Source organism: Rhizobium sp. YTU87027, from assembly GCF_050644135.1.
In the GTDB taxonomy this organism is placed as follows: Bacteria; Pseudomonadota; Alphaproteobacteria; order Rhizobiales; family Rhizobiaceae; genus Rhizobium.
Genome location: NZ_CP098441.1, coordinates 596500 through 617896 on the forward strand (window position 1 = coordinate 596500; position 21397 = coordinate 617896).

At 59.9% G+C, this 21397-nt stretch carries 21 protein-coding genes; 6 read left to right on the forward strand and 15 right to left on the reverse strand.

The window, feature by feature from the left end; translation table 11 throughout:
* Nucleotides 1-15: 15 nt before the first annotated feature.
* From NBG89_RS21535 to napE, 6 genes are read right to left on the reverse strand one after another with little or no spacing between them, the layout of a single operon-like run.
* Nucleotides 16-726 (reverse strand): NapC/NirT family cytochrome c, encoded by a 711-nt coding sequence (locus NBG89_RS21535; RefSeq protein WP_431324148.1) that lies wholly within the window; start codon nucleotides 724-726, stop codon nucleotides 16-18.
* Between the two features lie 4 nt (nucleotides 727-730).
* A complete protein-coding gene (locus NBG89_RS21540; protein ID WP_431324149.1) occupies nucleotides 731-1234 on the reverse strand; it encodes a nitrate reductase cytochrome c-type subunit in 504 nt (167 codons plus the stop codon).
* Nucleotides 1201-3708: a periplasmic nitrate reductase subunit alpha gene (gene napA, locus NBG89_RS21545; protein ID WP_431324150.1), complete on the reverse strand. Its 2508-nt coding sequence runs from the start codon at nucleotides 3706-3708 to the stop codon at nucleotides 1201-1203. The genes NBG89_RS21540 and napA overlap by 34 nt, the downstream gene beginning before the upstream one ends.
* Nucleotides 3683-3967 (reverse strand): chaperone NapD, encoded by a 285-nt coding sequence (locus NBG89_RS21550; protein WP_431324151.1) that lies wholly within the window; start codon nucleotides 3965-3967, stop codon nucleotides 3683-3685. Before NBG89_RS21550 ends, napA begins: the two co-directional genes overlap by 26 nt.
* Nucleotides 3960-4457: a ferredoxin-type protein NapF gene (locus tag NBG89_RS21555; protein WP_431324152.1), complete on the reverse strand. Its 498-nt coding sequence runs from the start codon at nucleotides 4455-4457 to the stop codon at nucleotides 3960-3962. The genes NBG89_RS21550 and NBG89_RS21555 overlap by 8 nt, the downstream gene beginning before the upstream one ends.
* 7 nt (nucleotides 4458-4464) lie before the next feature.
* The gene (gene napE / locus NBG89_RS21560) at nucleotides 4465-4659 is read right to left on the reverse strand and encodes a periplasmic nitrate reductase, NapE protein (protein WP_431324153.1); all 195 of its coding nucleotides are present in this window, start codon (nucleotides 4657-4659) and stop codon (nucleotides 4465-4467) included.
* A 542-nt stretch (nucleotides 4660-5201) separates the two neighbouring features.
* Here napE and NBG89_RS21565 point away from each other — a divergent pair.
* Both NBG89_RS21565 and arsC read left to right on the forward strand, forming a co-directional pair.
* Entirely contained in the window at nucleotides 5202-6479 is a 1278-nt protein-coding gene (locus NBG89_RS21565) for a DUF3422 family protein (protein WP_431324600.1), read from the forward strand.
* Between the two features lie 47 nt (nucleotides 6480-6526).
* The gene (gene arsC / locus NBG89_RS21570) at nucleotides 6527-6949 is read left to right on the forward strand and encodes an arsenate reductase (glutaredoxin) (RefSeq protein ID WP_431324154.1); all 423 of its coding nucleotides are present in this window, start codon (nucleotides 6527-6529) and stop codon (nucleotides 6947-6949) included.
* Between the two features lie 34 nt (nucleotides 6950-6983).
* On the opposite strand, the gene NBG89_RS21575 is transcribed toward arsC, so the two are convergent.
* The 4 genes from NBG89_RS21575 to gabD all read right to left on the reverse strand — a co-directional run bounded on the left by NBG89_RS21575 (nucleotide 6984) and on the right by gabD (nucleotide 13688).
* Nucleotides 6984-8525, reverse strand: a complete 1542-nt coding sequence (locus NBG89_RS21575; protein ID WP_431324155.1) for a SpoVR family protein — start codon at nucleotides 8523-8525, stop codon at nucleotides 6984-6986.
* Between the two features lie 10 nt (nucleotides 8526-8535).
* On the reverse strand, nucleotides 8536-9852 hold the full coding sequence (locus NBG89_RS21580) for a YeaH/YhbH family protein (RefSeq protein WP_431324156.1): 1317 nt from the start codon (nucleotides 9850-9852) through the stop codon (nucleotides 8536-8538).
* A gap of 25 nt (nucleotides 9853-9877) precedes the next feature.
* Complete coding sequence (locus tag NBG89_RS21585) at nucleotides 9878-11827, reverse strand: PrkA family serine protein kinase (RefSeq protein WP_431324157.1); 1950 nt, start codon at nucleotides 11825-11827, stop codon at nucleotides 9878-9880.
* A gap of 406 nt (nucleotides 11828-12233) precedes the next feature.
* Nucleotides 12234-13688 (reverse strand): NADP-dependent succinate-semialdehyde dehydrogenase, encoded by a 1455-nt coding sequence (gabD, locus tag NBG89_RS21590; RefSeq protein WP_431324601.1) that lies wholly within the window; start codon nucleotides 13686-13688, stop codon nucleotides 12234-12236.
* A gap of 231 nt (nucleotides 13689-13919) precedes the next feature.
* Here gabD and NBG89_RS21595 point away from each other — a divergent pair, with 231 nt between their 5' ends.
* The 4 genes from NBG89_RS21595 (at nucleotide 13920) to NBG89_RS21610 (ending at nucleotide 16249) form a co-directional block, all read left to right on the forward strand.
* Complete coding sequence (locus tag NBG89_RS21595; RefSeq protein ID WP_431324158.1) at nucleotides 13920-14615, forward strand: RNA polymerase sigma factor; 696 nt, start codon at nucleotides 13920-13922, stop codon at nucleotides 14613-14615.
* 87 nt (nucleotides 14616-14702) lie between these two features.
* Complete coding sequence (locus NBG89_RS21600; protein WP_431324159.1) at nucleotides 14703-15227, forward strand: DUF4142 domain-containing protein; 525 nt, start codon at nucleotides 14703-14705, stop codon at nucleotides 15225-15227.
* A gap of 11 nt (nucleotides 15228-15238) precedes the next feature.
* On the forward strand, nucleotides 15239-15556 hold the full coding sequence (locus NBG89_RS21605; protein WP_431324160.1) for a cupredoxin domain-containing protein: 318 nt from the start codon (nucleotides 15239-15241) through the stop codon (nucleotides 15554-15556).
* Between the two features lie 105 nt (nucleotides 15557-15661).
* Nucleotides 15662-16249, forward strand: a complete 588-nt coding sequence (locus NBG89_RS21610; protein ID WP_431324161.1) for an IMPACT family protein — start codon at nucleotides 15662-15664, stop codon at nucleotides 16247-16249.
* A gap of 20 nt (nucleotides 16250-16269) precedes the next feature.
* Here NBG89_RS21610 and NBG89_RS21615 read toward each other — a convergent pair whose 3' ends face one another.
* The 5 genes from NBG89_RS21615 to NBG89_RS21635 form a co-directional block, all read right to left on the reverse strand.
* The gene (locus NBG89_RS21615) at nucleotides 16270-17292 is read right to left on the reverse strand and encodes an LLM class flavin-dependent oxidoreductase (RefSeq protein ID WP_431324162.1); all 1023 of its coding nucleotides are present in this window, start codon (nucleotides 17290-17292) and stop codon (nucleotides 16270-16272) included.
* A 130-nt stretch (nucleotides 17293-17422) separates the two neighbouring features.
* Nucleotides 17423-18967 (reverse strand): DHA2 family efflux MFS transporter permease subunit, encoded by a 1545-nt coding sequence (locus tag NBG89_RS21620; protein ID WP_431324163.1) that lies wholly within the window; start codon nucleotides 18965-18967, stop codon nucleotides 17423-17425.
* A gap of 46 nt (nucleotides 18968-19013) precedes the next feature.
* Nucleotides 19014-19391, reverse strand: coding sequence for a VOC family protein (locus NBG89_RS21625; protein ID WP_431324602.1), 378 nt, complete (start codon nucleotides 19389-19391; stop codon nucleotides 19014-19016).
* 332 nt (nucleotides 19392-19723) lie between these two features.
* Nucleotides 19724-19945, reverse strand: coding sequence for a hypothetical protein (locus NBG89_RS21630; RefSeq protein WP_431324164.1), 222 nt, complete (start codon nucleotides 19943-19945; stop codon nucleotides 19724-19726).
* A gap of 357 nt (nucleotides 19946-20302) precedes the next feature.
* On the reverse strand, nucleotides 20303-21394 hold the full coding sequence (locus NBG89_RS21635) for a helix-turn-helix domain-containing protein (RefSeq protein WP_431324603.1): 1092 nt from the start codon (nucleotides 21392-21394) through the stop codon (nucleotides 20303-20305).
* Nucleotides 21395-21397: the final 3 nt, after the last annotated feature.

Consider the following 21397-nt stretch of genomic DNA (forward strand, 5'->3'; position numbering starts at 1 on the left):
ATCCTCCTTGCGATGCTACTCAAACACGCCAGCCGAGGAAGCATGTGCCTTTGCGATTGCGTCCTGTAGATCGTCGATTGGTGTAGAGTTCACCATCTTGTCGCCTTGAAGTTCCTTCGGCATCTTCCAGCCAGGATCGATCCCTTCCATGTTTGGTAGTTCGTGGGCGATGCCCTTGTGGCAGTCGATGCATGTCGCACGACCGGACAGAAGATACTGGGTGTGTATTTGCGCCGCGCGCTGCGTTTGCTTCTGCAAGTCCATCGCCACCGAGGAATGGCAGTTGCGGCATTCAAGGCTGTCATTGGCCTTCATGCGAGCCCATTCGTGCTGAGCAAGTTCCAGGCGCTTTTCCAGGAACTTGGGCCTGGTGTTGATCGTGCCGAATATCTTGCCCCAGACTTCCTTTGACGCCTGCATCTTCCGTGCGATCTTGTCGGTCCATTGGTGCGGTACGTGGCAGTCGGGGCAGGTCGCGCGCACCCCTGAGCGGTTGGAAAAATGGATGGTGCGCGAAAGCTCCTGATAGACGTTGTCATGCATCTCATGGCACGAGACGCAGAACTTCTCCGTGTTGGTAAGTTCGAGCGCAGTGTTGAATGCGCCCCAAAACATGACGCCGCCGATGAACCCGCCGAGCGTAAGCACGCCGAGACCGAGAGTCGCGGCTGGCGTGGTCATGATCCGCCACGCCTGGAGCAAGACTTTCCAGATCCACGCGATCATGGCGTCACTCGCTTCCAGTGGGCTTGACGCCCATCTCGCTCATGTCCCGGAAGACGTTGTTGACAAGCGGCCGCACATCCGCCTGCGGCACGTGACAGGCGGTGCAGAAGTAGCGCCGTGGCGAAACGTCGGCGAGCATCTGACCGTCACGCGTCATGTAGTGCGTCACGCTGATCATTGGCGCGCCGGACTCCTGGGTGAACTCGCGCTTATGACAGGACATGCATCGGTTGGCGTTTACCGACAACTCGTAGCCCTCGATCGAGTGAGGGATTATCGGCGGCTGGTCGGGATAGGCGCGCATTCGGCGCTGGTCGTCAACGATCCACTTCGGCAATGGCGCCGCCGGGCCCACCGCCATCGAGGGCGTCCGTCCGATCAGCTGGGGTGTCGTTGTTGATATCACTTGAGCAATCGCGGCGGTCGCGACGAACAGCAGCAGACCTGCCGCGACGGCCATCCATTCAGGCCGCCTCAGACGGCCACGGGAACAATCTTGACCGCGCATTTCTTGAAATCCGTCTGTTTGGAGATGGGATCGGTGGCGTCGAGCGTAACCTTGTTGATGAGCTGGCTGGCATCGAACCAGGGGACGAAGATGACGCCGGGCGGCATGCGGTTGCGACCGCGGGTTTCGACGCGCGAGCGGATCTCGCCGCGGCGCGAGATGATGCGGACTTCCGCCCCCTGGTTGATGCCGCGCTTGCGTGCGTCATCGGCGTTCATGAACACACGCGCGCCAGGGAAGGCCTTGAAGAGCTCGGGTACCCGCATCGTCATCGAGCCGGAATGCCAGTGCTCGAGCACGCGGCCGGTGACGAGCCAGAAGTCGAACTCCTCGTCTGGCGATTCGGCTGGCGGCTCGTAGGGCACGGCGATGATGACCGCCTTGCCGTCCGGCTGACCGTAGAAATTTACGCCCTCGCCCTGCTGCACAAAAGGATCGAAGCCCTCGCGATAGCGCCAGAGCGTCTCCTTGCCGTTGACTACCGGCCAGCGCAGTCCGCGCACTTCGTGATACATGTTGAAGGGCGCAAGGTCGTGGCCGTGGCCGCGCCCGAACGTTGCATATTCCTCGAACAGGCCCTTCTGAATGTAGAAGCCGAAGGCCTTGGCCTCGTTGTTGTCATAGCCGGGATCGGTGTCGCTGAGCGCAAAGCGATCCACCTGGCCGTTGCGGAAGATCACATCGTACAGCGTCTTGCCGCGATAATCCGGGTTTGCATCGAGAATATCTGCGGGCCAGACCTCGTCAGTCGTGAAGCGCTTGGAGAATTCCGCGAGTTGCCAAAGGTCGGAGCGGGCCTCTCCGGGAGCCTGGACGAGCTGGCGCCAGAGTTGGGTGCGGCGTTCCGCATTGCCGAAGCCCCCCTCCTTTTCCACCCACATGGCCGCCGGCAAGATCAGGTCGGCGCTCATCGCAGTGATCGTCGGATAGGCATCGGAGACGACGATAAAGTTGTCCGGGTTTCTATAGCCCTTCCAGGTCTCGTTGCTTGTGTTGGGTGCGGCCTGAACGTTGTTGGTGGTCTGCACCCAATAGAAATTGAGTTTGCCGTCATTGAGCATGCGGTCCTGCTGCACGGCGTGGTAACCTGGCTTGTCGGGGATGATGCCGTTCGGGATGCGCCAGATCTCTTCTGCCCGCTTGCGATGCTCGGGATTGGTGACGGTCATGTCGGCTGGAAGACGATGTGCAAACGTTCCGACCTCGCGCGCGGTGCCGCAGGCCGACGGCTGGCCAGTCAGGGAGAACGGGCTGTTGCCGGGCTCGGATATCTTTCCCGTCAAAAGGTGAATGTTGTAGACCATCTGATTGGCCCAGACGCCCCGTACATGCTGGTTGAAGCCCATGGTCCAGAGCGACATGACCTTGCGGCTGGGGTCGGCATAGAGTTCCGCCAGCTGCTCGAGGAACCCGGAATCGACGCCGGTCAGTTTCGCCGTCTTCTCCAGGGTGTATTCGGAAACGAACGTCTTGAAGGCGTCGAAGTCGATCGGCTCCACCTTCGTCGGATCGGCCGCGCCGGCGGCGGCCACTTCCAACGGATTGTCTGGCCTCAAGCCATAGCCGATGTCGGTCGCGCCGCGGACGAACCGCGTATGCCGCTGTACGAAGTCCTGGTTGACGCGGTTGGTCTGGATGATGTGATTGGCGATGTAGTTGAGGATTGCAAGATCCGTCCCCGGCTTGAAGATGATCGGGATGTCCGCGAGATCCATGCTGCGATGGGTGAAGGTGGAAAGCACCGCGACACGGACATGCGGCTGCCCGAGCCGGCGGTCGGCGACGCGTGTCCACAGGATCGGGTGCATCTCCGCCATGTTCGAGCCCCAAAGCACAAAGGCATCGGCATTCTCGAAATCGTCATACACGCCCATCGGCTCGTCCATGCCGAAAGTGCGCATGAAGGCATAGGCGGCTGACGCCATGCAGTGCCGGGCGTTGGGGTCGAGGTTGTTGGAACGGAACCCCGCCCGCATGAGCTTGGTGGCAGCATAACCCTCGAAGATTGTCCACTGGCCCGAGCCAAACATGCCGACGGCCGTCGGGCCCTTTTCCTTCAACACTTTCTTGCACTGTGCGGCCATCACGTCGAAGGCTTCGTCCCAACTCACCGGCTCGAACTCGCCGTCCTTTTCAAAGACACCGTTCCGTTTGCGCAGGAGCGGCGTTTTCAGCCGATCCTCGCCGTACATGATCTTCGACAGGAAGTAGCCCTTGATGCAGTTCAGGCCGCGGTTGACCTCCGCCTGCATGTCGCCATGAGTGGCCACCACCTGGCCATTCTTGACGCCAACCATGACGCCGCAGCCAGTCCCACAGAAACGGCATGGAGCCTTGGACCATTTGATCTGTAGAGCGCTGACCCCGCCAGGCACCGGCTGGGCGGAAGCAGGAAGAGCAATGCCCGCGGCAGCGGCAGCCATGGCCGCAGCCTGAGCTTTCAGAATGTCACGCCTTGTCAATTCTCCCGTCATTGCACTGCGTCTCCTCCTCGACATGCTCGAACACCATGTTCGCCGCGATCACTCCGTCCAGCAGCGAGATTTGCGACAAACACGCACCCAGTTGGCCAGTACTCGTTCCTTCGATGACGACGATAATCTTGCCGCCGGAATGGCCGTGAATTTCCACGTTCTCCATCTTGCCGAGCGCGGCAAGCACACGCTCGGTGCTTGGTGGCACGGTCGCAACGACAGCACTTGATACGTGATAATGTGACCGCCCGTCAGACATCCGTCGCCTCCACGGTGCGCGCCTGAAACGAAATCGCGTCCGCCGGACAGATGCCGAGGCATGCACCGCATCCAGTGCACCTTTCAGCATCGAGCTCCGGCACGAAGGGGCCGCCGATGCGGGGACGAAAACGAATGGCTTGTTCGGGGCATGCTTCGCCGCACGACTGGCATGCGATGCGTCGTTGCGCGAAGCAATCGTTGCTTATTGTCGCGACGTGGGGAAGCCGGAATACGCGCTCGGCCAAGAAAACCGGTTCTGGACATGCTTGAGCGCACGCCCCGCAAAATGTGCATTCGCCATGAGAAAAATCGAGACATGGCAGATCGCCTGCCATTCGTATTATCCCGGTCGGACATTGCTCCACGCATCTGCCACAACCCGAGCAGGCGTCGGCAATCGTGGTGGCGGATGCGCCGGGTGGGCAAGGGCCGACATATGCCGTCACCGGGCTGCCGGAAAGGAGTTGGCGTCTCGAGATCGGGCTCATGGCCGCCTCAGTGCGCTGCTGGCGGGCCGGGGGGCCCGAATACGACTTGGAACATCCATACGATGAAGCCGTAGCCGCCGACGACTCCGACCGCGAGCAATGGCCAGATTCCGAACGCCAGTATAAGGAAAGTCAGCAGTTCCAGCCGTCGCCGCGAACGCGGGCCGTTGCTGCTTGGGGCTCTTTGGAAAAGCTCAGGCATCGCTGTCCCCCTCGCAACCGACGATACCATGACAAAGTCATTATGGGTAGCTCTGCTTGCACTTTCGTCGTTTCAGCATCTTGCCAATTGGGCGCCACCAGCGCCCGGTCATGAAATCAATCATCGGGTGATGGCGTCGATCACTCGCATCGAAACGACGCCTGCACGACCTTCAACGCGCTCTCGGATATCAAGCCCGGACCGACCGGCACCAATACGACTTCCGGGCAAACCTCGTTCACGGGATCTCACCGTCAATGTGCGGCTCTCGGTACTGTATGCCGGCTGTGGCAAACGGTCGCGCGGAACGATCGTGCTGGACAGGCATATGACGAGATGCTTGCATGCCACCGGTTGAGCGCCGATGTGGGGACATCATCATGGACATCCGAAATCTCCTTGCGAATGGCAAGGGGCGCATGAACGCGCCAGCGCCGACCGGAAGCGAACCAATCCAGCCTGTTCAGTTGCACTCGCGGCCCAAGCCCGGCTACAGCATTGACGGTGATGATCGGAAAACACGCACCGAAAGGAACGAACGCATGACGCAAGGAAGCTTTGGCTTTCCTCCTGCGGATCTTCGAGGACGCGCTCTGGGGGAAATTCATGCGCGACCCTATGCGCTCGTCCAGGCACCACGCGTCATCTTCCAGCTGGCTTTCTTGACGGAGAGCGCCGGGGACAACGATCATGAAATGCTTGCTGATCTTTCCCGCTCAAGCGGCGTTGCTCCGCCGGCCCGCGAAACCAGCCATCATGCTATAAGCTGGGGCCAGGGCACGCTGCGCTGGGAGCGTCATACCGAGTTTTCCACCTACTTTTGGGATTGTCCGGCGCCAGACAGGTTTGGTGCCCCGATCGCCGTTCATCCGTTCGGGGACGGTTTTTCGCCGCCGGGACCCTTCATATCGGGAATCCGCCTGGAAATCCGGCCCGATACATCGGAGACAGCGCAAGAGATTGCCGTCTTCGATCCGACGAGCCTGTGCCGAAGCGAACTGAGAAACGGCCAGGCAGCGATCCTCACCGATTTTCGCCAGGACGGCGACGGATTGACGAAGTTTCTGGTGATCGATCGTGGCATGTCCGAGAGCGCGCGCGGCGCGCTGGTCCAGCGCCTTCTCGACATCGAAACCTATCGCACCCTGGCCATGATGGGCCTGCCGCTGGCGCAATCGCTCTCCCCCGAAATACGCCAGATCGAGTCCGGCCTGACCGCCATTACGCAGCGCATGAAGCTGCATGCGCGCGACGAGGCGGACCAGATGCTGTCGGAGATAACGCGTTTGGCGGCCGAACTTGAGGCGAATGCGGCGCTCAGCCTCTATCGGTTCGGAGCCAGCCGCGCCTATTACGAGATCGTCCAGGAGCGCATTCGCGCCCTGGCCGAAACCGCGATACCAGGCAGCGAGACGCTTGGCTCCTTCCTCGAACGGCGACTGGCTCCGGCAATGCGAACCTGTCAGTCTGTCGAGGAGCGCCAGGCGAATCTTTCGCGCAAACTGGCCCGCGCAACAGCCTTGTTGCGAAGCTGGATCGACGTCGAACTCGAGCGGATCAATACGACAGTGCTAAACTCGATGGATCGTCGGGCGCAGTTGCAGCTACGCCTGCAGCAGACTGTCGAAGGGCTGTCGGTGGCGGCAATCTCCTACTATGTCGTCGGGCTCTTCGGGTACGTGGCAAAAGGTGCGCACAATATCGGCTTCGAGGTGTCTCCCGAGACACTGACCGGCCTGTCCGTTCCGATCGTCGTTGCCGCCATGTGGCTGGTTGTGCGAAGCATCAGGCGAAGACACGCCGAAGAGGACAAGCATTGACGCCTTGGCGTCGTCCGCCGGCCGCCCACGCAAAAGGAGGTCCATTGATGGACGTCACCATCTATCACAACCCGGGTTGCGGCACATCTCGCAACGCCTTGGCCATGATCCGCAATGCCGGCATCGAGCCTGACATTGTCGAATATGTCAAAAACCCACCGAGCCGTGATCGGCTCGTCCAGTTGATCGCCGACGCCGGTTTGACGGTTAGGCAAGCACTTCGGGAAAAGGGGACGCCCTATGCTGAGTTGGGACTGGGTAACCCGTCGCTGACGGACGATCAGCTGCTCGATGCGATGATGGCACACCCGGTCCTGATCAACCGACCCTTCGTTGTGACCCCCTTGGGCACGCGTCTGGCGCGCCCTTCGGAAGTGGTGCTGGACATACTTCCCGAGACGCACCAGGGAGCCTTCGTGAAGGAAGACGGCGAACATGTCCTCGACGCGCAAGGCAAGCGCATCCGTTGACCGCAGACCGACATGCGGGTTTTGGCGCTCGGCTTCAGATCTGTGCTGTCGAACACTCGTAGAGAACCGCGCCGGTTGCGGCATCGACGCCACTCAGGCTGACGTCGTAGCCCCACAGGTGGCGAATATGCCCCAGCGTGGCATCGCGGCTACTCTCTTCCAAGAGGATGCCATTCTTCACATTATGCTGAAGGCGCAGCTGTCGATCACCGAGCAGGTCGACGTCGATGACTTGAATGTCGGGCTGTCTGGCGCCGACGTCGTAACTGTGGGCAAGCGCCGAGCGGATCTTGGAATAGCCGCGCTCGTTATGGATCGCGGATACTTCGCAATAGCTGTCGGTGGAGCGATCGGAAAGTAGAAACAGACGGAACTTACGGATCATCGCCGGGCTGAGATATTGCAGCATGAAGGACTCGTCCCGGTGGTTTGCCCAGGCGTCGAGCAGCGTCCCCTGCCAGTCGCCATTGCCGGCAAACGACGGAAACCAGTCGCGATCTTCCTCCGTCGGTTCCATGCAGATGCGTTCGATGTCCTGCATCATCGCGAACCCCAAGGCGTAGGGATTTATGCCCGGGAAGCGCGGGTCGTCGAAAGCGGGCTGGAATACCACGTTGGAGTGGCTTTTCAGCAGTTCCAGCATCGCGCCTTCGCTGATCCGGCCCTGGTCGAAGAGGCGGTTGATGATCGTATAATGAACGAAGGTCGCACAGCCCTCGTTCATCACCTTGGTTTGGCGCTGCGGATAGAAATACTGCGCAATGACGCGAACGATCCGGAGAAGCTCGCGCTGCCAGGGATCGAGGATGAGGCTGTGCTTTTCGAGGAAATAGAGCAGGTTCTCTTCCGGAAGATTGAGAACCTTCTTGCGTTCGGATGCGTCGCGTTCGGCGTCTTCCGGGTCGCGGATTTCGGCCGCCAGCGGCAGCGTGCGCCACAAGTCGCTATAGGTCTGCTCTTCGTATTCCAATCGCTCACGGGCGCGCTCCCTGACTTTTTCGGAGGAAAGCCGGGGCGGGCGACGGTAACGGAATACGCCCTGATCCATCAGGGCATGCGCTGAATCGAGGATCGCCTCCACTGCGCTCAACCCGTGCCGTTCTTCGCATTTGGCAATGTATTTCTTCGCAAAGTCCATATAACTCAAAATTGCGCCGGCATCGGTCCATTGGCGGAAAAGGTAGTTGTTCTTGAAGAAATGGTTATGGCCGAAGGCGGCATGTGCGGTCACGAGCGCCTGCATCGCCATGGTGTTTTCTTCCATGAGATAGGTGATGCAGGGATTGGAATTGATGACCAGCTCGTAGGCGAGACCGCGCTGTCCCTTGCGATAGAGGTGATCCTCGAAGATGAAGCGTTTTCCGAAGGACCAGTGTTGATACATCAAAGGCATGCCGACCGATGAATAGGCGTCCAGCATCTGCTCTGAGGAAATGATCTCCAGCTGGTTGGGATAGACATCCAATCCCATCTCATCGAGCGCAACCGTCTCGATGGCATCGTAGGCGCGTGAAAGGGTCGCAAAATTCCAGTCGGAACCGTCAAACAGCAGGCCTGAACTCGAGCGTCTCGCCATCTGGTCGTCCTTACTTGCGCGTGCGCAGGGCAGGCTGTCGGGTAAAGAGTTTGCGGAACACGGGGTAGATGTCTGCGGGGCGGGAGATCCGCGTCATCTGGAAGTTGGGCACCTCCCCGTCGACCGTGCGATAGGCGCGCCACAGCGACGTGCCGTTGTCGGTGGTTCCAAAGATCTCCGTTTCGCGTTCGTCGATGATCTCGACATAGGCATAATACTGGCAAAGACGCATCAGGTGGTCGCGAAGCAGTGCCGCACAGCGCTCGGAATCACCGCTGATGTTATCGCCATCGGAGGCTTGCGCGGCGTAGATGTTCCATAGATGTGCCGGATAGCGCTCCTCGATCACGCGAAGCATTTCCTCAAGGGCGGTGGAGACGACCGTCCCGCCGCTCTGCTTGCTGTAGAAGAACGTCTCCTCATCGACCTCGTGTGCCTCGTCGGTATGGCGGATGAAGACAATATCGATCCGCTCATAGCGGCGGGTCAGGAACAGGTGGAGCAGGACAAAGAAGCGTTTTGCAAGATCCTTTTCCCGCTCGCCCATCGATGCCGACACATCCATCAGGCAGAACATCACGGCGCTGGCATTGGGAAGCGGCTGGCGCTCGAACCGGTTGAAGCGAATGTCGACCGGATCGACATAGGAAATACGCCGACGTCGGCGCTCCATCTGCTCCAGTTCCTCACGCAGCGCCTGCAGGCGCCGTCGGTTGGCTGCAGACAGGTCCTTCTCGGCCTCAAGGGTGGCAATCTCGTCGGCAATCGCCTTCACCGCGGCTTCGCTCGGCCGCTGCAGGGCCATGCGGCGGCCGAAGCTGTTGCGCATGGTGCGTCCGACATTGATGTTCGTGGGTGTTCCGGCCGTGCTGAAGCCGACGCGGTGCGGCTTGTAGGTCACCGTCTCCTTGAGGTTCAGCTTGACCATGTCGGGCAGCTCAAGGTCCTCGAAGAAAAGGTCGAGAACCTCGTCGCGAGATAGGATAAACTGGAAGTCATCCTCACTCTCGCCGCGGCCCGCACCACGGCCGCTGCCGCCACCACCGCCCTGCGGTCGGGAGAGTTTGTCGCCTGCCATGTATTCCTTGTTCCCTGGCAGAATATACTCGCGCTCACCGCTGTCGGAGGCGGGCTGAAAGGTCGGCTCGCCCGCGCCGCGTTTCGGCATCGGGACGCCATGGGCGGCGTCCACGTCGGCAATCTTGTCGGACTTGACCTGTTCCTTGATGGCCCGCTTGAGTTCCTCGCGGGCACGCTTCAGGAAACGCTGCCGGTTGCCGAGGCTCTTGTCCTTCGGGTTGAGCCGGCGGTCGATGAAATTCGGCATCTGCCAATCCCTCGGTTCAGCATCGTCAACCGGCCTTGTTGACCCTCATGTACCAATCGACGAGCCGCCGAACCTGCCGAACCGTGTAGCCACGCTGCGTCATGCGCTGGACGAATTCGGCGTGCTGTTTTTCCGTCGAGCTGTCCTTCTTGGAGCCGAAACTGATGACCGGCAGGAGATCTTCCACCTGACCGAACATGCGCTTTTCGATCACTTCGCGAAGCTTTTCATAGCTCGTCCAGGCAGGATTGCGTCCATGGTTCTTGGCGCGGGCGCGTAGCGTGAACTTCACGACCTCGTTGCGGAAGTCCTTGGGGTTGGCAATGCCGGCCGGTTTCTCGATCTGCGACAGCTCGCTGTCGAGTATCTCCCGATTGAGGATTTGTCCGGTGTCGTAGTCCTTGAAGTCCTGGTCTTCCAGCCATGCATCGGCATAAGCGATATAGCGGTCGAACAGGTTCTGCCCATATTCGCTGTAGGATTCCAGGTAGGCCTTCTGGATTTCATGGCCGATGAACTCGGCGTAACGCGCAGCAAGCTCGGACTTGATGAAATCAAGGTAGCGCGCCTCGGTTTCCTTTGGAAACTGTTCGCGTCGGATCGCCTGCTCCATGATGTACATCAGGTGTACGGGGTCGGCTGCCACCTCCTTGGTATCGTAATTGAAGGTTTCCGAGAGGACCTTGAAGGCAAAGCGCGTGCTGATACCCGTCATGCCTTCGTCAACACCGGCCGCATCGCGATACTCCTGCACGGACTTGGCCTTGGGATCGGTATCTTTCAGGTTCTCGCCGTCATAAACGCGCATCTTGGTGTAAAGCGGTGAGTTCTCATGGACGTGGAGACGCGTTGCAACCGTGAAGCGGCTGAGATTTTCCAGCACCTCGGGGGCACACGGGCTCTTTGCCAACTCGCTCTCGCGCAGCAGCTTCTCGTAGATTTGCCGCTCTTCGGTGACCCGCAGGCAATAGGGCACCTTGACCACGAGGATGCGGTCGAGGAATGCCTCGTTGTTCTTGTTGTTCTTGAAGTGCAGCCACTCGGACTCGTTGGAGTGCGCAACGACGATGCCCTGGAAGGGGAAGGCGCCAAAGTTCTCGGTGCCATTATAGCTGCCTTCCTGTGTCGCAGTCAGCAACGGGTGCAGCACCTTGATGGGCGCCTTGAACATTTCGACGAACTCGAGGAGTCCTTGCGTCGTTCTGTTCAATCCACCGCTATAGGAATAGGCGTCCGGATCGGCCTGGCTGAAGTTTTCAAGTTGGCGAATGTCAACCTTGCCGACGAGCGCCGACACATCCTGGTTGTTCTCGTCGCCCGGTTCGGTCTTGGCGATTGCGATCTGCCGCAAGCGGGAGGGCGTCAGCTTGACGACGCTGAACTTCGAGATGTCGCCGCCGATCTCGTCGAGCCGTTTTGTTGCCCAGGGCGAGATCAGGCCCGTGAGCCGCCGCCGTGCAATCCCGTACTTGTCTTCCAACAGCCCTGCCATCCGTTCCGGATGGAAGAGGCCGAGAGGGGACTCGAAGATGGGACTGATTTTGCCGTTGACGGCCAAGGTGTAGATCGGGCGCTGCTCCATCAGTCTCTTGAGACGCTCTGCAAGGGACGATTTGCCGCCCCCGACTGGCCCCAGCAGATAAAGGATCTGCTTCCGTTCCTCGAGCCCTTGCGCGGCATATCTGAAGTAGCCGACGATCCGCTCGATCGTATCTTCCATCCCGTAAAAATCAGCGAAGGATGGGTAGATCTTGACGGTGCGGTTGGCGAAAATCCTGCCAAGCCGCTCATCTGCGCTGGTATCGATCAGCGTCGGCTCGCCGATCGCCTCGACCATTCGCTCCTGTGCCGTCGCATACAGGCTTTTGTCATCGCGGCAGGCGAGCAGGTATTCCTGTAGGCTCAATTCTTCTTGCGCGGCGCTTGTGTAAATTTCCGAGAAGAGATCGAAGACGTCGCTTTCACCTTTTTGCATGATGCTCTCCCGCGGCCGGCTGGTTAAGACGGGATCGCTGCCCTGTCGGCGCGCCTGCTGAGAAAACGGCAGAACCTAGTATTCGTTCCTTCAAATACTTAGAGGAGTTCGAAATTGGCTTGGGAAGGCCATACAGCATCTTTGTCGTCTCCATTCTTGCGCTCGATCGCGACTCAAATGTTGAGCAGTGCTGATTGGTAATATGGCACGAAAGACGTGCAATAACCATGGCTAAGGTAATCACGCTATCGGCAGGAACGGCGTAATTTCGGTTGATACAACGCTATGCCGGCGAACAAAATTACACTTTTGGCTGGTCGCCTTGCAGCGGACGGCAGCCTCCACCCCCCGCGATCCCTACCTAAAAGGGTGCGGGGCCGTTCCGGCCCCCGCCCGGTTCGGGTGTTCAGCTGATGCCGCCGAGGCAGACATATTTGATCTCCATGAATTCCTCGATGCCGTATTTTGAGCCCTCGCGTCCGAGGCCGGAGAGCTTGACGCCGCCGAACGGCGCTTCGGCCGTCGAGATCAGTCCGGTGTTGACGCCGACCATGCCGTATTCGAGCGCCTCGGCGACGCGAAAGACGCGGGAAAGATCCTTGGCATAGAAGTAGGAGGCAAGGCCGAACTCGGTGTCGTTGGCCTGGGCGATCACGTCGGCCTCATCCTTGAAGCGGAAGAGCGGCGCCACGGGCCCGAAGGTCTCCTCGCGGGCCACCGCCATCTCCTTGGTGACGTTGGAAAGTACGGTCGCCTCATAGAAAGTGCCGCCAAGTGCATGGCGCTTGCCGCCCTGGATGACACTTGCCCCCTTGGCAAGGGCATCGGCAACGTGCTCCTCGACCTTCTCCAATGCCGGCTGGTCGATCAGCGGCCCGAGAATGACACCCTCGTCGAAGCCATTGCCGGTCTTCAGCCTGCCGACGGCTGCCGCAAGCTTTTGTGAAAAAGCATCATAGACACCGTCCTGCACATAGAGCCGGTTGGCGCACACACAGGTCTGGCCATTGTTGCGGAACTTGGCGATCAGCGCACCCTCGACGGCGGCATCGAGATCAGCGTCGTCAAAGACGATGAACGGGGCGTTGCCACCGAGCTCCAGCCCGAGCTTCTTGATCGTTGGAGCGCTCTGCCTGTAAAGCTCCGCACCGATTTCGGTGGAGCCGGTGAAGGTCAATTTGCGGACCACCGGGTTCGACGTCATCTCGGCGCCGATCTCGCGGGCCGAGCCGGTGAGAACGGAAAACAGCCCCTTCGGCAGCCCGGCGCGTTCGGCAAGAACAGCAATGGCGATGGCCGAAAACGGCGTCTGGCTGGCCGGCTTCAGCACCATGGCGCAGCCGGCAGCCAAGGCGGGTCCGGCTTTGCGTGTGATCATCGCGTTCGGGAAGTTCCAGGGGGTGATCGCGGCGACGACGCCGATCGGCTGCTTCATCACCATGATGCGCTTGTCGGGCTGGTGGCCGGGAATGAGATCGCCATAGATGCGCCGTGCTTCCTCGGCGAACCATTCGATGAAGCTTGCCCCATAGACGATCTCACCGGTTGCTTCGGCAAGCGGCTTGCCCTGCTCTGAGGTCAGGATGCGGCCAAGATCGTCCTTGTTTTCGATCATCAGCTCGTACCATTTGCGAAGAATGCCGGAGCGCTCCTTGGCGGTGCGTGCCGCCCACCCCTTTTGGGCAATGCGTGCCGCCTCGATCGCCGCTTTCGTTTCGGCCGCACCAAGCTTCGGCACGCGGCCGATGATCTCGCCGGTCGCCGGGTTGTTGACCTCGATCGCATGTAAGGGATCGGCCTCGATCCATGTATCGCCGATGAGAGCTGCCTGACGAAAGAGTGTCGGATCCTTGAGGTGCATCTTGTCCATCCCATCCAGAAATTGTGTCGGTCCCGCTTCTGTGAACCTTTGGGCAATGTCGGCATCTTTTCGGCCATGTCAAACTCATCCGCTTAAAATGGTTGCAGCACGCAGATCAGCGGCCAGACGCACGGTGATGGAGAGGCGGTTTCGACAGCCTGAGCGCAGGCGCACGATTTTCGGGAACCTTTCGGATCGGACGCCATCTATAGCCATGTTAGGGAGATAACGATGTCGCACATTCGAACCGATCGGCGAGAAAGGCTCGGCACGCTCGCAGATGTCGAGCTGGCGCGTCGCGCGGTTGCAGGCGATCGCCATGCATTTCGCGCAATCATGACCTCCCATAATCAGCGGCTTTTCAGGCTCGCAAGAAGCATCGTTCGCAACGACAGCGAGGCCGAGGACGTCGTCCAGGAAGCCTATGTGCTGGCATTTGCGAACCTTAATCGCTTCCGGGGAGAGTCGTCGCTGGCGACCTGGCTATCACGCATCGTGATCAACGAGGCACTCGGGCGCCTGCGCAAAAGAAGACGTGCGGCGGGCGTGGCGATTTCCGCGGAGCAAGGCGGTGGAGCGACGATCGTCCAATTTCCTGGCGACAACAGCAGCGGGGATCCGGAGAGGACGATGGCGCAGCGACAGATCTTGCAGCTGGTCGAGCAGGCAACCGATGCGCTTCCCGACATCTTTCGAACCGTGTTTGTCGCGAGAGTGATCGAGGGGCTGAGCGTGGAGGAGACGGCTGAACTGCTTGGTCTGTGCGCAAAAACCGTCAAGACCCGGCTGCATCGCGCCAGGCGCCTGGTGCGCCAGCGCCTCGACGAGCAGATCGGCCCTGTGCTCCTTTCCGCATTTCCTTTTGCCGGTCGCCGTTGCGAGCGTCTGACGGCCTCGGTGATGAGCCGGCTCGGTTTTCTCGACTGATCGCGGGAACCTAATCGTTGCGCCAGCATCCAATGTTCGTTCCAGACAATAACACCCGGCCTCACGGCTCGGGCGAAGGAGGTTCTTATGCATATTCGACAGATTGCAACCCTGACCGCGCTTGGCATGCTCGCCTTTACGCCCCTGGCATGGGCCGCAGACAAGCCGACGGACGCCCAGATCGCTCATATCGCCTATACCGCTGGCACCATCGACATAGAGGCCGCGAAGCTTGCGATCTCAAAATCCAAGAACAAGGAGGTTGTCGCCTTCGCCGAGGATATGGTGCGTGATCATGAGGCCGTGAACAATGAGGCTCTCGCACTGGTCAAGAAGCTCAAGGTGACGCCTGAAGACAACGATACAAGCAAGGCACTGACCAAGGCGGCGACCGACGAGCAGGCCAAACTCGCCAAGCTTACCGGAGCGAGCTTCGACAAGGCCTATGTCGCCAACGAAGTCGCCTACCACAAGCAGGTCAACGGCGCACTCGAAACCCTTTTGATCCCGTCGGCAAGCAATGGCGAGCTCAAGGATCTGCTGCGAACCGGACTCAAGGTCTTCCAGGGTCATCAGCAGCATGCCGAACATGTCGCGGCCGACCTGAAATAGGAGGCATCAGCATGCTGAAACGGCATCTGTGGATCATTGCGGTCGCTGCGTTGGCCCCCGGTGCCGTTCCGGTGCGGGCGGAAACAGTCACGGTGACCATAGAAAAGATGATGTTTTCGCCTGCCGAGATCAGCGCAAGGCCGGGCGATACGATCGAATGGATCAACAAGGATGTTCTCGCCCATACGGCGACAGCAAAGGGAGACTGGGAGGTGGTCATTCCTCCCGGGAAATCGGGAAGTGTCGTGCTGAAGATAGCCGCCTCGGTTGACTATTACTGTCGGTTTCACCCGAACATGAAGGGCCATATCTCGGTGCAGGAACCGTAGCAAGGTTGAGCATTGCTGCCATGCGTGCTGGACTTCGCCGCAATATCTCCGACCGCTGGATGAAACCGCCTTCGCGCGGCGGTCGCGCCGTCCTATAAAGCGCTCATGTATTCGCTGGAACGTCCCATATCTCTCGAGCAGATCGTGAAGAGAAGCCGCTTTCTGGCGATCGGTTTGCCGATCGCCAGCGAACTCGAGGCGAAGGCGGCGCTTGGCCGGCACTCCCATGCCGATGCCAATCATAACTGCTGGGCCTGGCGCATTGGCCAGGCCTATCGCTTCAGTGATGACGGCGAGCCGAGCGGAACGGCAGGAAAGCCCATATTGCAGGCGATCGATGGTCAAGCCATCGACAGGGTCCTGGTGATCGTGACGCGTTGGTTTGGCGGGGTTCTTCTGGGCACCGGCGGATTGATCCGTGCCTATGGCGGCACGGCTGCCGCCTGCCTCAAGGCCGGTGACCTGGTCGAGGTCGTCCCAACCTTGGAGGGTACGATCAGTGCCGGGTTTTCCGACCTTGCGATTCTCAAGGCAAGGCTCACGGCCCTTGAAGGCGTGCAGGTCCTCAGCGAGATATTCACCGGCGCCGGTGCGCAGATCAGGACGAGCTTCCCAGAGGCGAAGTCGGAGGAGATTGCCCGGCTTATCGCCGATACGACAAGCGGTCGGAGCGCGCTTGCCCTGAAAAAATAGGGGCTGCGCGCGCCGTGAGCTTAACGCCAGCCGAGGGCAGGGGCCACGTGCTTGAGGATCGCCTCGATCACATGGGCGTTGTACTCGACGCCAAGCTGATTGGGGACTGTCAAGAGCAAGGTATCGGCTTCGGCAATGGCTTCGTCTTCGGCAAGCTGTTTGACCAGCGCCTCCGGTTCGGCCGCGTAGGAACGCCCAAAGATGGCTTTGGTGTTTTCATCGATATAGCCGATCGAATCCTGTTCCTTGCCGCCGCGACCGAAATAGGTGCGGTCGCGTTCGTCAACAAGCGCGAAGATGCTGCGGCTGACCGACACGCGTGGTGTGCGGCTATGGCCGGCTTCTTTCCATGCGTCCCTGTAGGCACGGATTTGCGCGGCCTGCTGGACATGGAAGGGTTCGCCGGTTTCGTCATCTTTCAGCGTCGAACTCTGCAGGTTCATGCCGAGGTTGGCTGCCCAGATCGCGGTCGCGTTGGATCCCGCGCCCCACCAGATGCGCTCGCGCAGCCCTTCCGAATAGGGTTCAAGTCTGAGCAGGCCTGGCGGGTTCGGAAACATCGGACGCGGGTTTGGCTTTGCAAAGCCGTCGCCTTTGAGCGCTTCGAGGAACACTTCGGCGTGGCCGCGCCCCATGTCGGCGTCTGTCGAGCCGTCGTTGGGCTGATAGCCGAAATAGCGCCAGCCATCGATGACCTGCTCCGGTGAACCGCGGCTGATACCGAGCTGCAGACGCCCGCCGGCGATCAGATCGGCGGCTCCGGCGTCTTCGGCCATGTAAAGCGGGTTCTCGTAGCGCATGTCGATGACTGCGGTTCCGATTTCTATCGTCTTTGTCTTGGCACCGACTGCCGCCAACAACGGGAAGGGGGAGGCAAGCTGCCGCGCAAAATGGTGGACGCGGAAATAGGCGCCGTCGGCACCAAGTTCCTCCGCGGCAACGGCGAGGTCGATCGACTGGAGCAGCGCGTCGCCTGCAGAGCGGGTCTGCGACTGGGGGGAAGGCGCCCAGTGGCCGAAGGAGAGAAAGCCGATTTTCTTCATGATTTTGCCCCGTTGGATATCACGGTTTGCCGTGGGATTTGTAATCGGCATAACATGGGAAGCGGCGTCTGCGATGAAAAGACGATTGAACGCTCTGTTCACCCTTTGTAGTTGATGCCACCGAATGAACTCACTGCGACGGCGCAACCGGTCTTGCAAACGGCAGAAAAACGATCGCGCAGCACGTCACTATGGAAACGATCAGCCATGCCTCGTTGATCGCCTGGACGCTTGCCGCCGTCTGTACCAGCGGATCGAGCGCGGCGATTGTATCGGGACTGAAGGTGCCTGTACTATCCGGGATCGTGCCGGCTGGAGCGCCGATAAACGCTGCCGTGGCCGCGTCGCCGGTGCGCAACTGATCCCATAGTGTCTGCCCGAGCGGCTCCGATCTCGTGTAGATGATCGTATCGATCATTGCGATGCCAATAGCGCCGCCAAGGTTGCGCATCAGATTGAAGAGCCCGCTTGCGTCAGGCACTTGAGCCGCCGGCAGCGTTCCGAGTGCCAGGCGCGTCGGCGGGAGCAGGCAGAACATGATCGCCGCGCCGCGCGCGACTTGCGGCCAGAACATGGCGTCATAGTCCGAGCGTGGATCCTGAAATGCGCTCATTGCCAATCCGGTTGCGAACAATGCGAAGCCCGCGGCCGAAAGCAGGCGCGGATCCGTTCGTTTTTCCAGCGCAACCGCGATCGGTGCTGCGATCAGCTGGGTAATGCCCGTGACCAGCATCGTCGTCCCGATTTCAAGGGCATTGTGCCCCCTGATGAAGGCAAGGAAGACGGGCATGAGATAGACCGAGCCGAAGAGGCCGATCCCCAGCACGAAGCTGAGGGCCGAACCGACCAGGAAGTTCCGGTCGCGGAAATGATGGAGGTCGACGATCGGGCGCGTTCTGCGCAGCGATCGGGATGCAAACGCGCTCCCGGACACCAGGCTGACCGCCAGCAGGCTCAGAACATAAGACGAAATCCAGCCGCTCGTCGGTGCTTCCTTCAGTCCCAACTCGAGGCTCGTCAGCGCCACCGCCATCATGACGAGCGACAGACCGTCGAGATGTCGAAGTTCGGAGGAGTCGCCCTTTTGCCGCGGCAGGAACTGCCACGCCACGAGCGCCGAGATAATCCCGGGAAGGATGTTGATGAGAAACAGCCAGTGCCATGAGTAGGTTGCGGTCAGCCAGCCGCCGATGATCGGCCCGACCGTTGGGGCAAGGACGGCCAGCACGCCTGCAATGGTCGTGGCAACTGCCTGGCGCTCATTTGGAAACAGGATGAAAACAGCCGAAAATACCGCTGGAATCAAAGTGCCGCCGGAAAAGCCCTGAAGCACCCGCCAGGCAACCAGCTCACTGAAGTCGCTGCTTGCCGCACAGCCGGCCGATGCGACGACAAACAAACCGATCGAGGCGACGAACAGCCACCGCATCGTCAGGACGCGCGTGAGCAGACCGGTGAGCGGTATGGCGACCACCTCCGCAATGAGGTAGACGGTCTGGATCCAGCTCATCTGGTCGGGATCGATATTGATGGCCTGCTGGATCGTCGGCAGGGATGTCGCGACGACCTGCACATCCAGGATCGCCATGAACATCCCGACGCACATCGCAATAAAGCCCACCCAGATCACCGCGGAAGGCGAACGAGAGGAGGTGGGCTCAAGGTGTTGCGACATGCGGTTACCTTGCGATCAGTGGTATCCAGTCAACCGGCGCCCGCCTTCATTCGGGGTGGTGGAAAAATGCTTCCAGGCGATAGCCATCCGGATCGATGACGAATGCTGCGTAATAGAACGATGCATACTCTGGACGTATGCCGGGTTCGCCATTATCCGTCCCGCCATTGGCTATGCTTTTCGCGTGAAAGCCCCTGACACCCTCCTCACTGTCGGCAACAAAACAGAAGTGCAGTCCCGACTCCATATCAGGCACGACCGGGCGCTGTGCGAGCTTTATCCAAAGCTGCGGCTGTTCGGCGCCATAGCCCAGCCACTTGTCACTCGTTGAAAGCCTCGTGTAGCCCAAAGGTTCAAGTGCAGCATCGTAGAACTTGCGGGCGCGCTCGAGATCGGACACGCCGATAGAAACATGATGAAACATCATTCCTCCTTCTAGGGGCGGCAGTCGGTACACTCGAGCCGCTGCCGATTGGCTGCTCGGGGACTGTACAGCGTGATAGCTGTAAAGCAAATGACTGCCCCCGATGTCGGTCTTGGCGCCGACTTGATCAATGGGGCGACCAAGAAGGGGCTGCAGCCAATTGCCCAGGTCGACAATTGAGAGGAGCGCAAGTCGTCGGACCATCCTAGACCATCCAAACGACCAAGGCCCACCGCTTCGCGTCATTTGCAAAGCGGCGGGCCTCGGCTGCGTTGAAGGGATTGGCATGTTCGCGTTCGCCCCCAGCTGCGACACGCGCACGGTACTCAATACTAGTTTGCCGTAACCCTTCGAGCGAGAGCCATTACGTAGTCGTCGGCGATATCGGCCAAGGTCAGAGCAACCTCTGATTCCTTCCAACCGGCAGATACGGCTCGCTGCACGAAAGCCCGAAAGGCCTGTGCAAGGACTTCTTCGCGCTCGACGACGCGGTATGGATCATTTGCAGGATATCGAGGATTGCTGATCCGGATCGTATGATTGGTAGGTTCCATGATATGCCCCTGAAGTTGCTTCATTTACAAAGGAACGCATTTGCGGTGCGTTCCGTCCACTTGATTGCACTGCGATTATGCTTCTTTATTAAGGGTTTACGGGGCGCCTGTCGTTAGCTGCGCATCCTGAAACTTGCAGCAGCGTACATTTCTGCGACGTTTGGGATCTCGCCAGCCGCTCCTGCCGTTGATCGCGATATTGGCACGTGGCTGTACGCCTGGTGCGGCCTGCAGCAGTCGAACAGACGCGCGCCGCGAGCCGGGCCTCCGGCAATTGCGGGATTTCAGTTGAGTTGAGGGCTGGCGATCGTCTCGCTTCAGCGTTCATGAATGACGCCTTCAACGTGAGCGAAGCGGTCAGGATCTTGGACTGTGCCCGAGCGTTCTCAACCATTTGTCGAAGGACTGCGCCTCTGGCTCGGATGCCGGCTCGATCGAATAGCCGAGATAGGATGGCATGGCCACGGTTCTCGCCTCACGCGGGCTGTAGCCGAATTCCTTGCTGAAGGCGCGGCTGAAATGCGCCGGTGAGGAAAAGCCTGCCGCGAAGGCAATATCGACGATCTGTTGGCGGTTGGACGTATCACTCAACGCTGCATGGGCCGATAGCAGCCGTCGTCGCTGAATATAGTGATGGACCCCGCCGTCCGCCTCGAAAGCCTGGTAGAGCCGCGTGCGGGAAATGCCCAACTCCCGGCACAAACGATCGGTCGTTAGGTCAGATGACATCAAATTTTGCTGGACGAAGCGGTAGACGCGCTCCTTCAGCGGCAGATTGCTGTGCGGCTCCTGGGACGAGAGGTGGGCTGGCGATGACGAAATCCAGGTCAGGACCATGTCACGGATGGTCTGGACGACATGCGGAAGATCCACCTCCGCCAACTGCGCGAGCTTCGCCTCCACACCGTCCAGATAGTCGATCAGCAGTTTGGCGCGCGTTCCGGAAAGCGCGATGTTGTTCTTGATCTCGGTGGAGGCCGGATGCAGCAGTTCCCGAGGCAGATAAAGGGACAGGGTACGGGCGTCCGTCGATCGACCGCGAAAGGGATGTCCCAAACTGCGCAGCTCCACCTTTCCAGGCTCGCCCTCGCAAACGTGTCCCCCGACTTCCGTCCAAGTCCGGCCGCTGCGCAATACGGCAATATGCCAGTGATCGATAGGGCTTGACCTAACCTTCGCTTCCGAACGCATGTAGCTATGGGGCGGCGTGTTTTGCTGCACGATGAGCATGCCGCCGAGGTTCCAGGCTGCGTGGTCGGCCTCAAATCCCATGGGAGAACCATCCGGGCGCCGGATATCGACAAGCGGGGCGACGTAAGACTGCCAGGCGGCAAATTGCTGTTCCAATTTGAGCTCGCGCGTAGAAAACCGCAACGGCTTCAAAGCTGGTTGCGGGGCCGGGTGCTCTTCCTGTGGTTTGGCATCGCGAGGAAAGCGACGACGTTCCATCTG

Bases quoted from the DNA above. Each gene is read 5' to 3' on its own strand.
- NBG89_RS21535 (WP_431324148.1), bottom strand. From the start codon at position 726: ATGATCGCGTGGATCTGGAAAGTCTTGCTCCAGGCGTGGCGGATCATG.
- NBG89_RS21540 (WP_431324149.1), bottom strand. From the start codon at position 1,234: ATGCGCGGTCAAGATTGTTCCCGTGGCCGTCTGAGGCGGCCTGAATGG.
- napA (WP_431324150.1), bottom strand. From the start codon at position 3,708: ATGACGGGAGAATTGACAAGGCGTGACATTCTGAAAGCTCAGGCTGCG.
- NBG89_RS21550 (WP_431324151.1), bottom strand. From the start codon at position 3,967: ATGTCTGACGGGCGGTCACATTATCACGTATCAAGTGCTGTCGTTGCG.
- NBG89_RS21555 (WP_431324152.1), bottom strand. From the start codon at position 4,457: ATGAGCCCGATCTCGAGACGCCAACTCCTTTCCGGCAGCCCGGTGACG.
- napE (WP_431324153.1), bottom strand. From the start codon at position 4,659: ATGCCTGAGCTTTTCCAAAGAGCCCCAAGCAGCAACGGCCCGCGTTCG.
- NBG89_RS21565 (WP_431324600.1), top strand. From the start codon at position 5,202: ATGACGCAAGGAAGCTTTGGCTTTCCTCCTGCGGATCTTCGAGGACGC.
- arsC (WP_431324154.1), top strand. From the start codon at position 6,527: ATGGACGTCACCATCTATCACAACCCGGGTTGCGGCACATCTCGCAAC.
- NBG89_RS21575 (WP_431324155.1), bottom strand. From the start codon at position 8,525: ATGGCGAGACGCTCGAGTTCAGGCCTGCTGTTTGACGGTTCCGACTGG.
- NBG89_RS21580 (WP_431324156.1), bottom strand. From the start codon at position 9,852: ATGCCGAATTTCATCGACCGCCGGCTCAACCCGAAGGACAAGAGCCTC.
- NBG89_RS21585 (WP_431324157.1), bottom strand. From the start codon at position 11,827: ATGCAAAAAGGTGAAAGCGACGTCTTCGATCTCTTCTCGGAAATTTAC.
- gabD (WP_431324601.1), bottom strand. From the start codon at position 13,688: ATGCACCTCAAGGATCCGACACTCTTTCGTCAGGCAGCTCTCATCGGC.
- NBG89_RS21595 (WP_431324158.1), top strand. From the start codon at position 13,920: ATGTCGCACATTCGAACCGATCGGCGAGAAAGGCTCGGCACGCTCGCA.
- NBG89_RS21600 (WP_431324159.1), top strand. From the start codon at position 14,703: ATGCATATTCGACAGATTGCAACCCTGACCGCGCTTGGCATGCTCGCC.
- NBG89_RS21605 (WP_431324160.1), top strand. From the start codon at position 15,239: ATGCTGAAACGGCATCTGTGGATCATTGCGGTCGCTGCGTTGGCCCCC.
- NBG89_RS21610 (WP_431324161.1), top strand. From the start codon at position 15,662: ATGTATTCGCTGGAACGTCCCATATCTCTCGAGCAGATCGTGAAGAGA.
- NBG89_RS21615 (WP_431324162.1), bottom strand. From the start codon at position 17,292: ATGAAGAAAATCGGCTTTCTCTCCTTCGGCCACTGGGCGCCTTCCCCC.
- NBG89_RS21620 (WP_431324163.1), bottom strand. From the start codon at position 18,967: ATGTCGCAACACCTTGAGCCCACCTCCTCTCGTTCGCCTTCCGCGGTG.
- NBG89_RS21625 (WP_431324602.1), bottom strand. From the start codon at position 19,391: ATGTTTCATCATGTTTCTATCGGCGTGTCCGATCTCGAGCGCGCCCGC.
- NBG89_RS21630 (WP_431324164.1), bottom strand. From the start codon at position 19,945: ATGGAACCTACCAATCATACGATCCGGATCAGCAATCCTCGATATCCT.
- NBG89_RS21635 (WP_431324603.1), bottom strand. From the start codon at position 21,394: ATGGAACGTCGTCGCTTTCCTCGCGATGCCAAACCACAGGAAGAGCAC.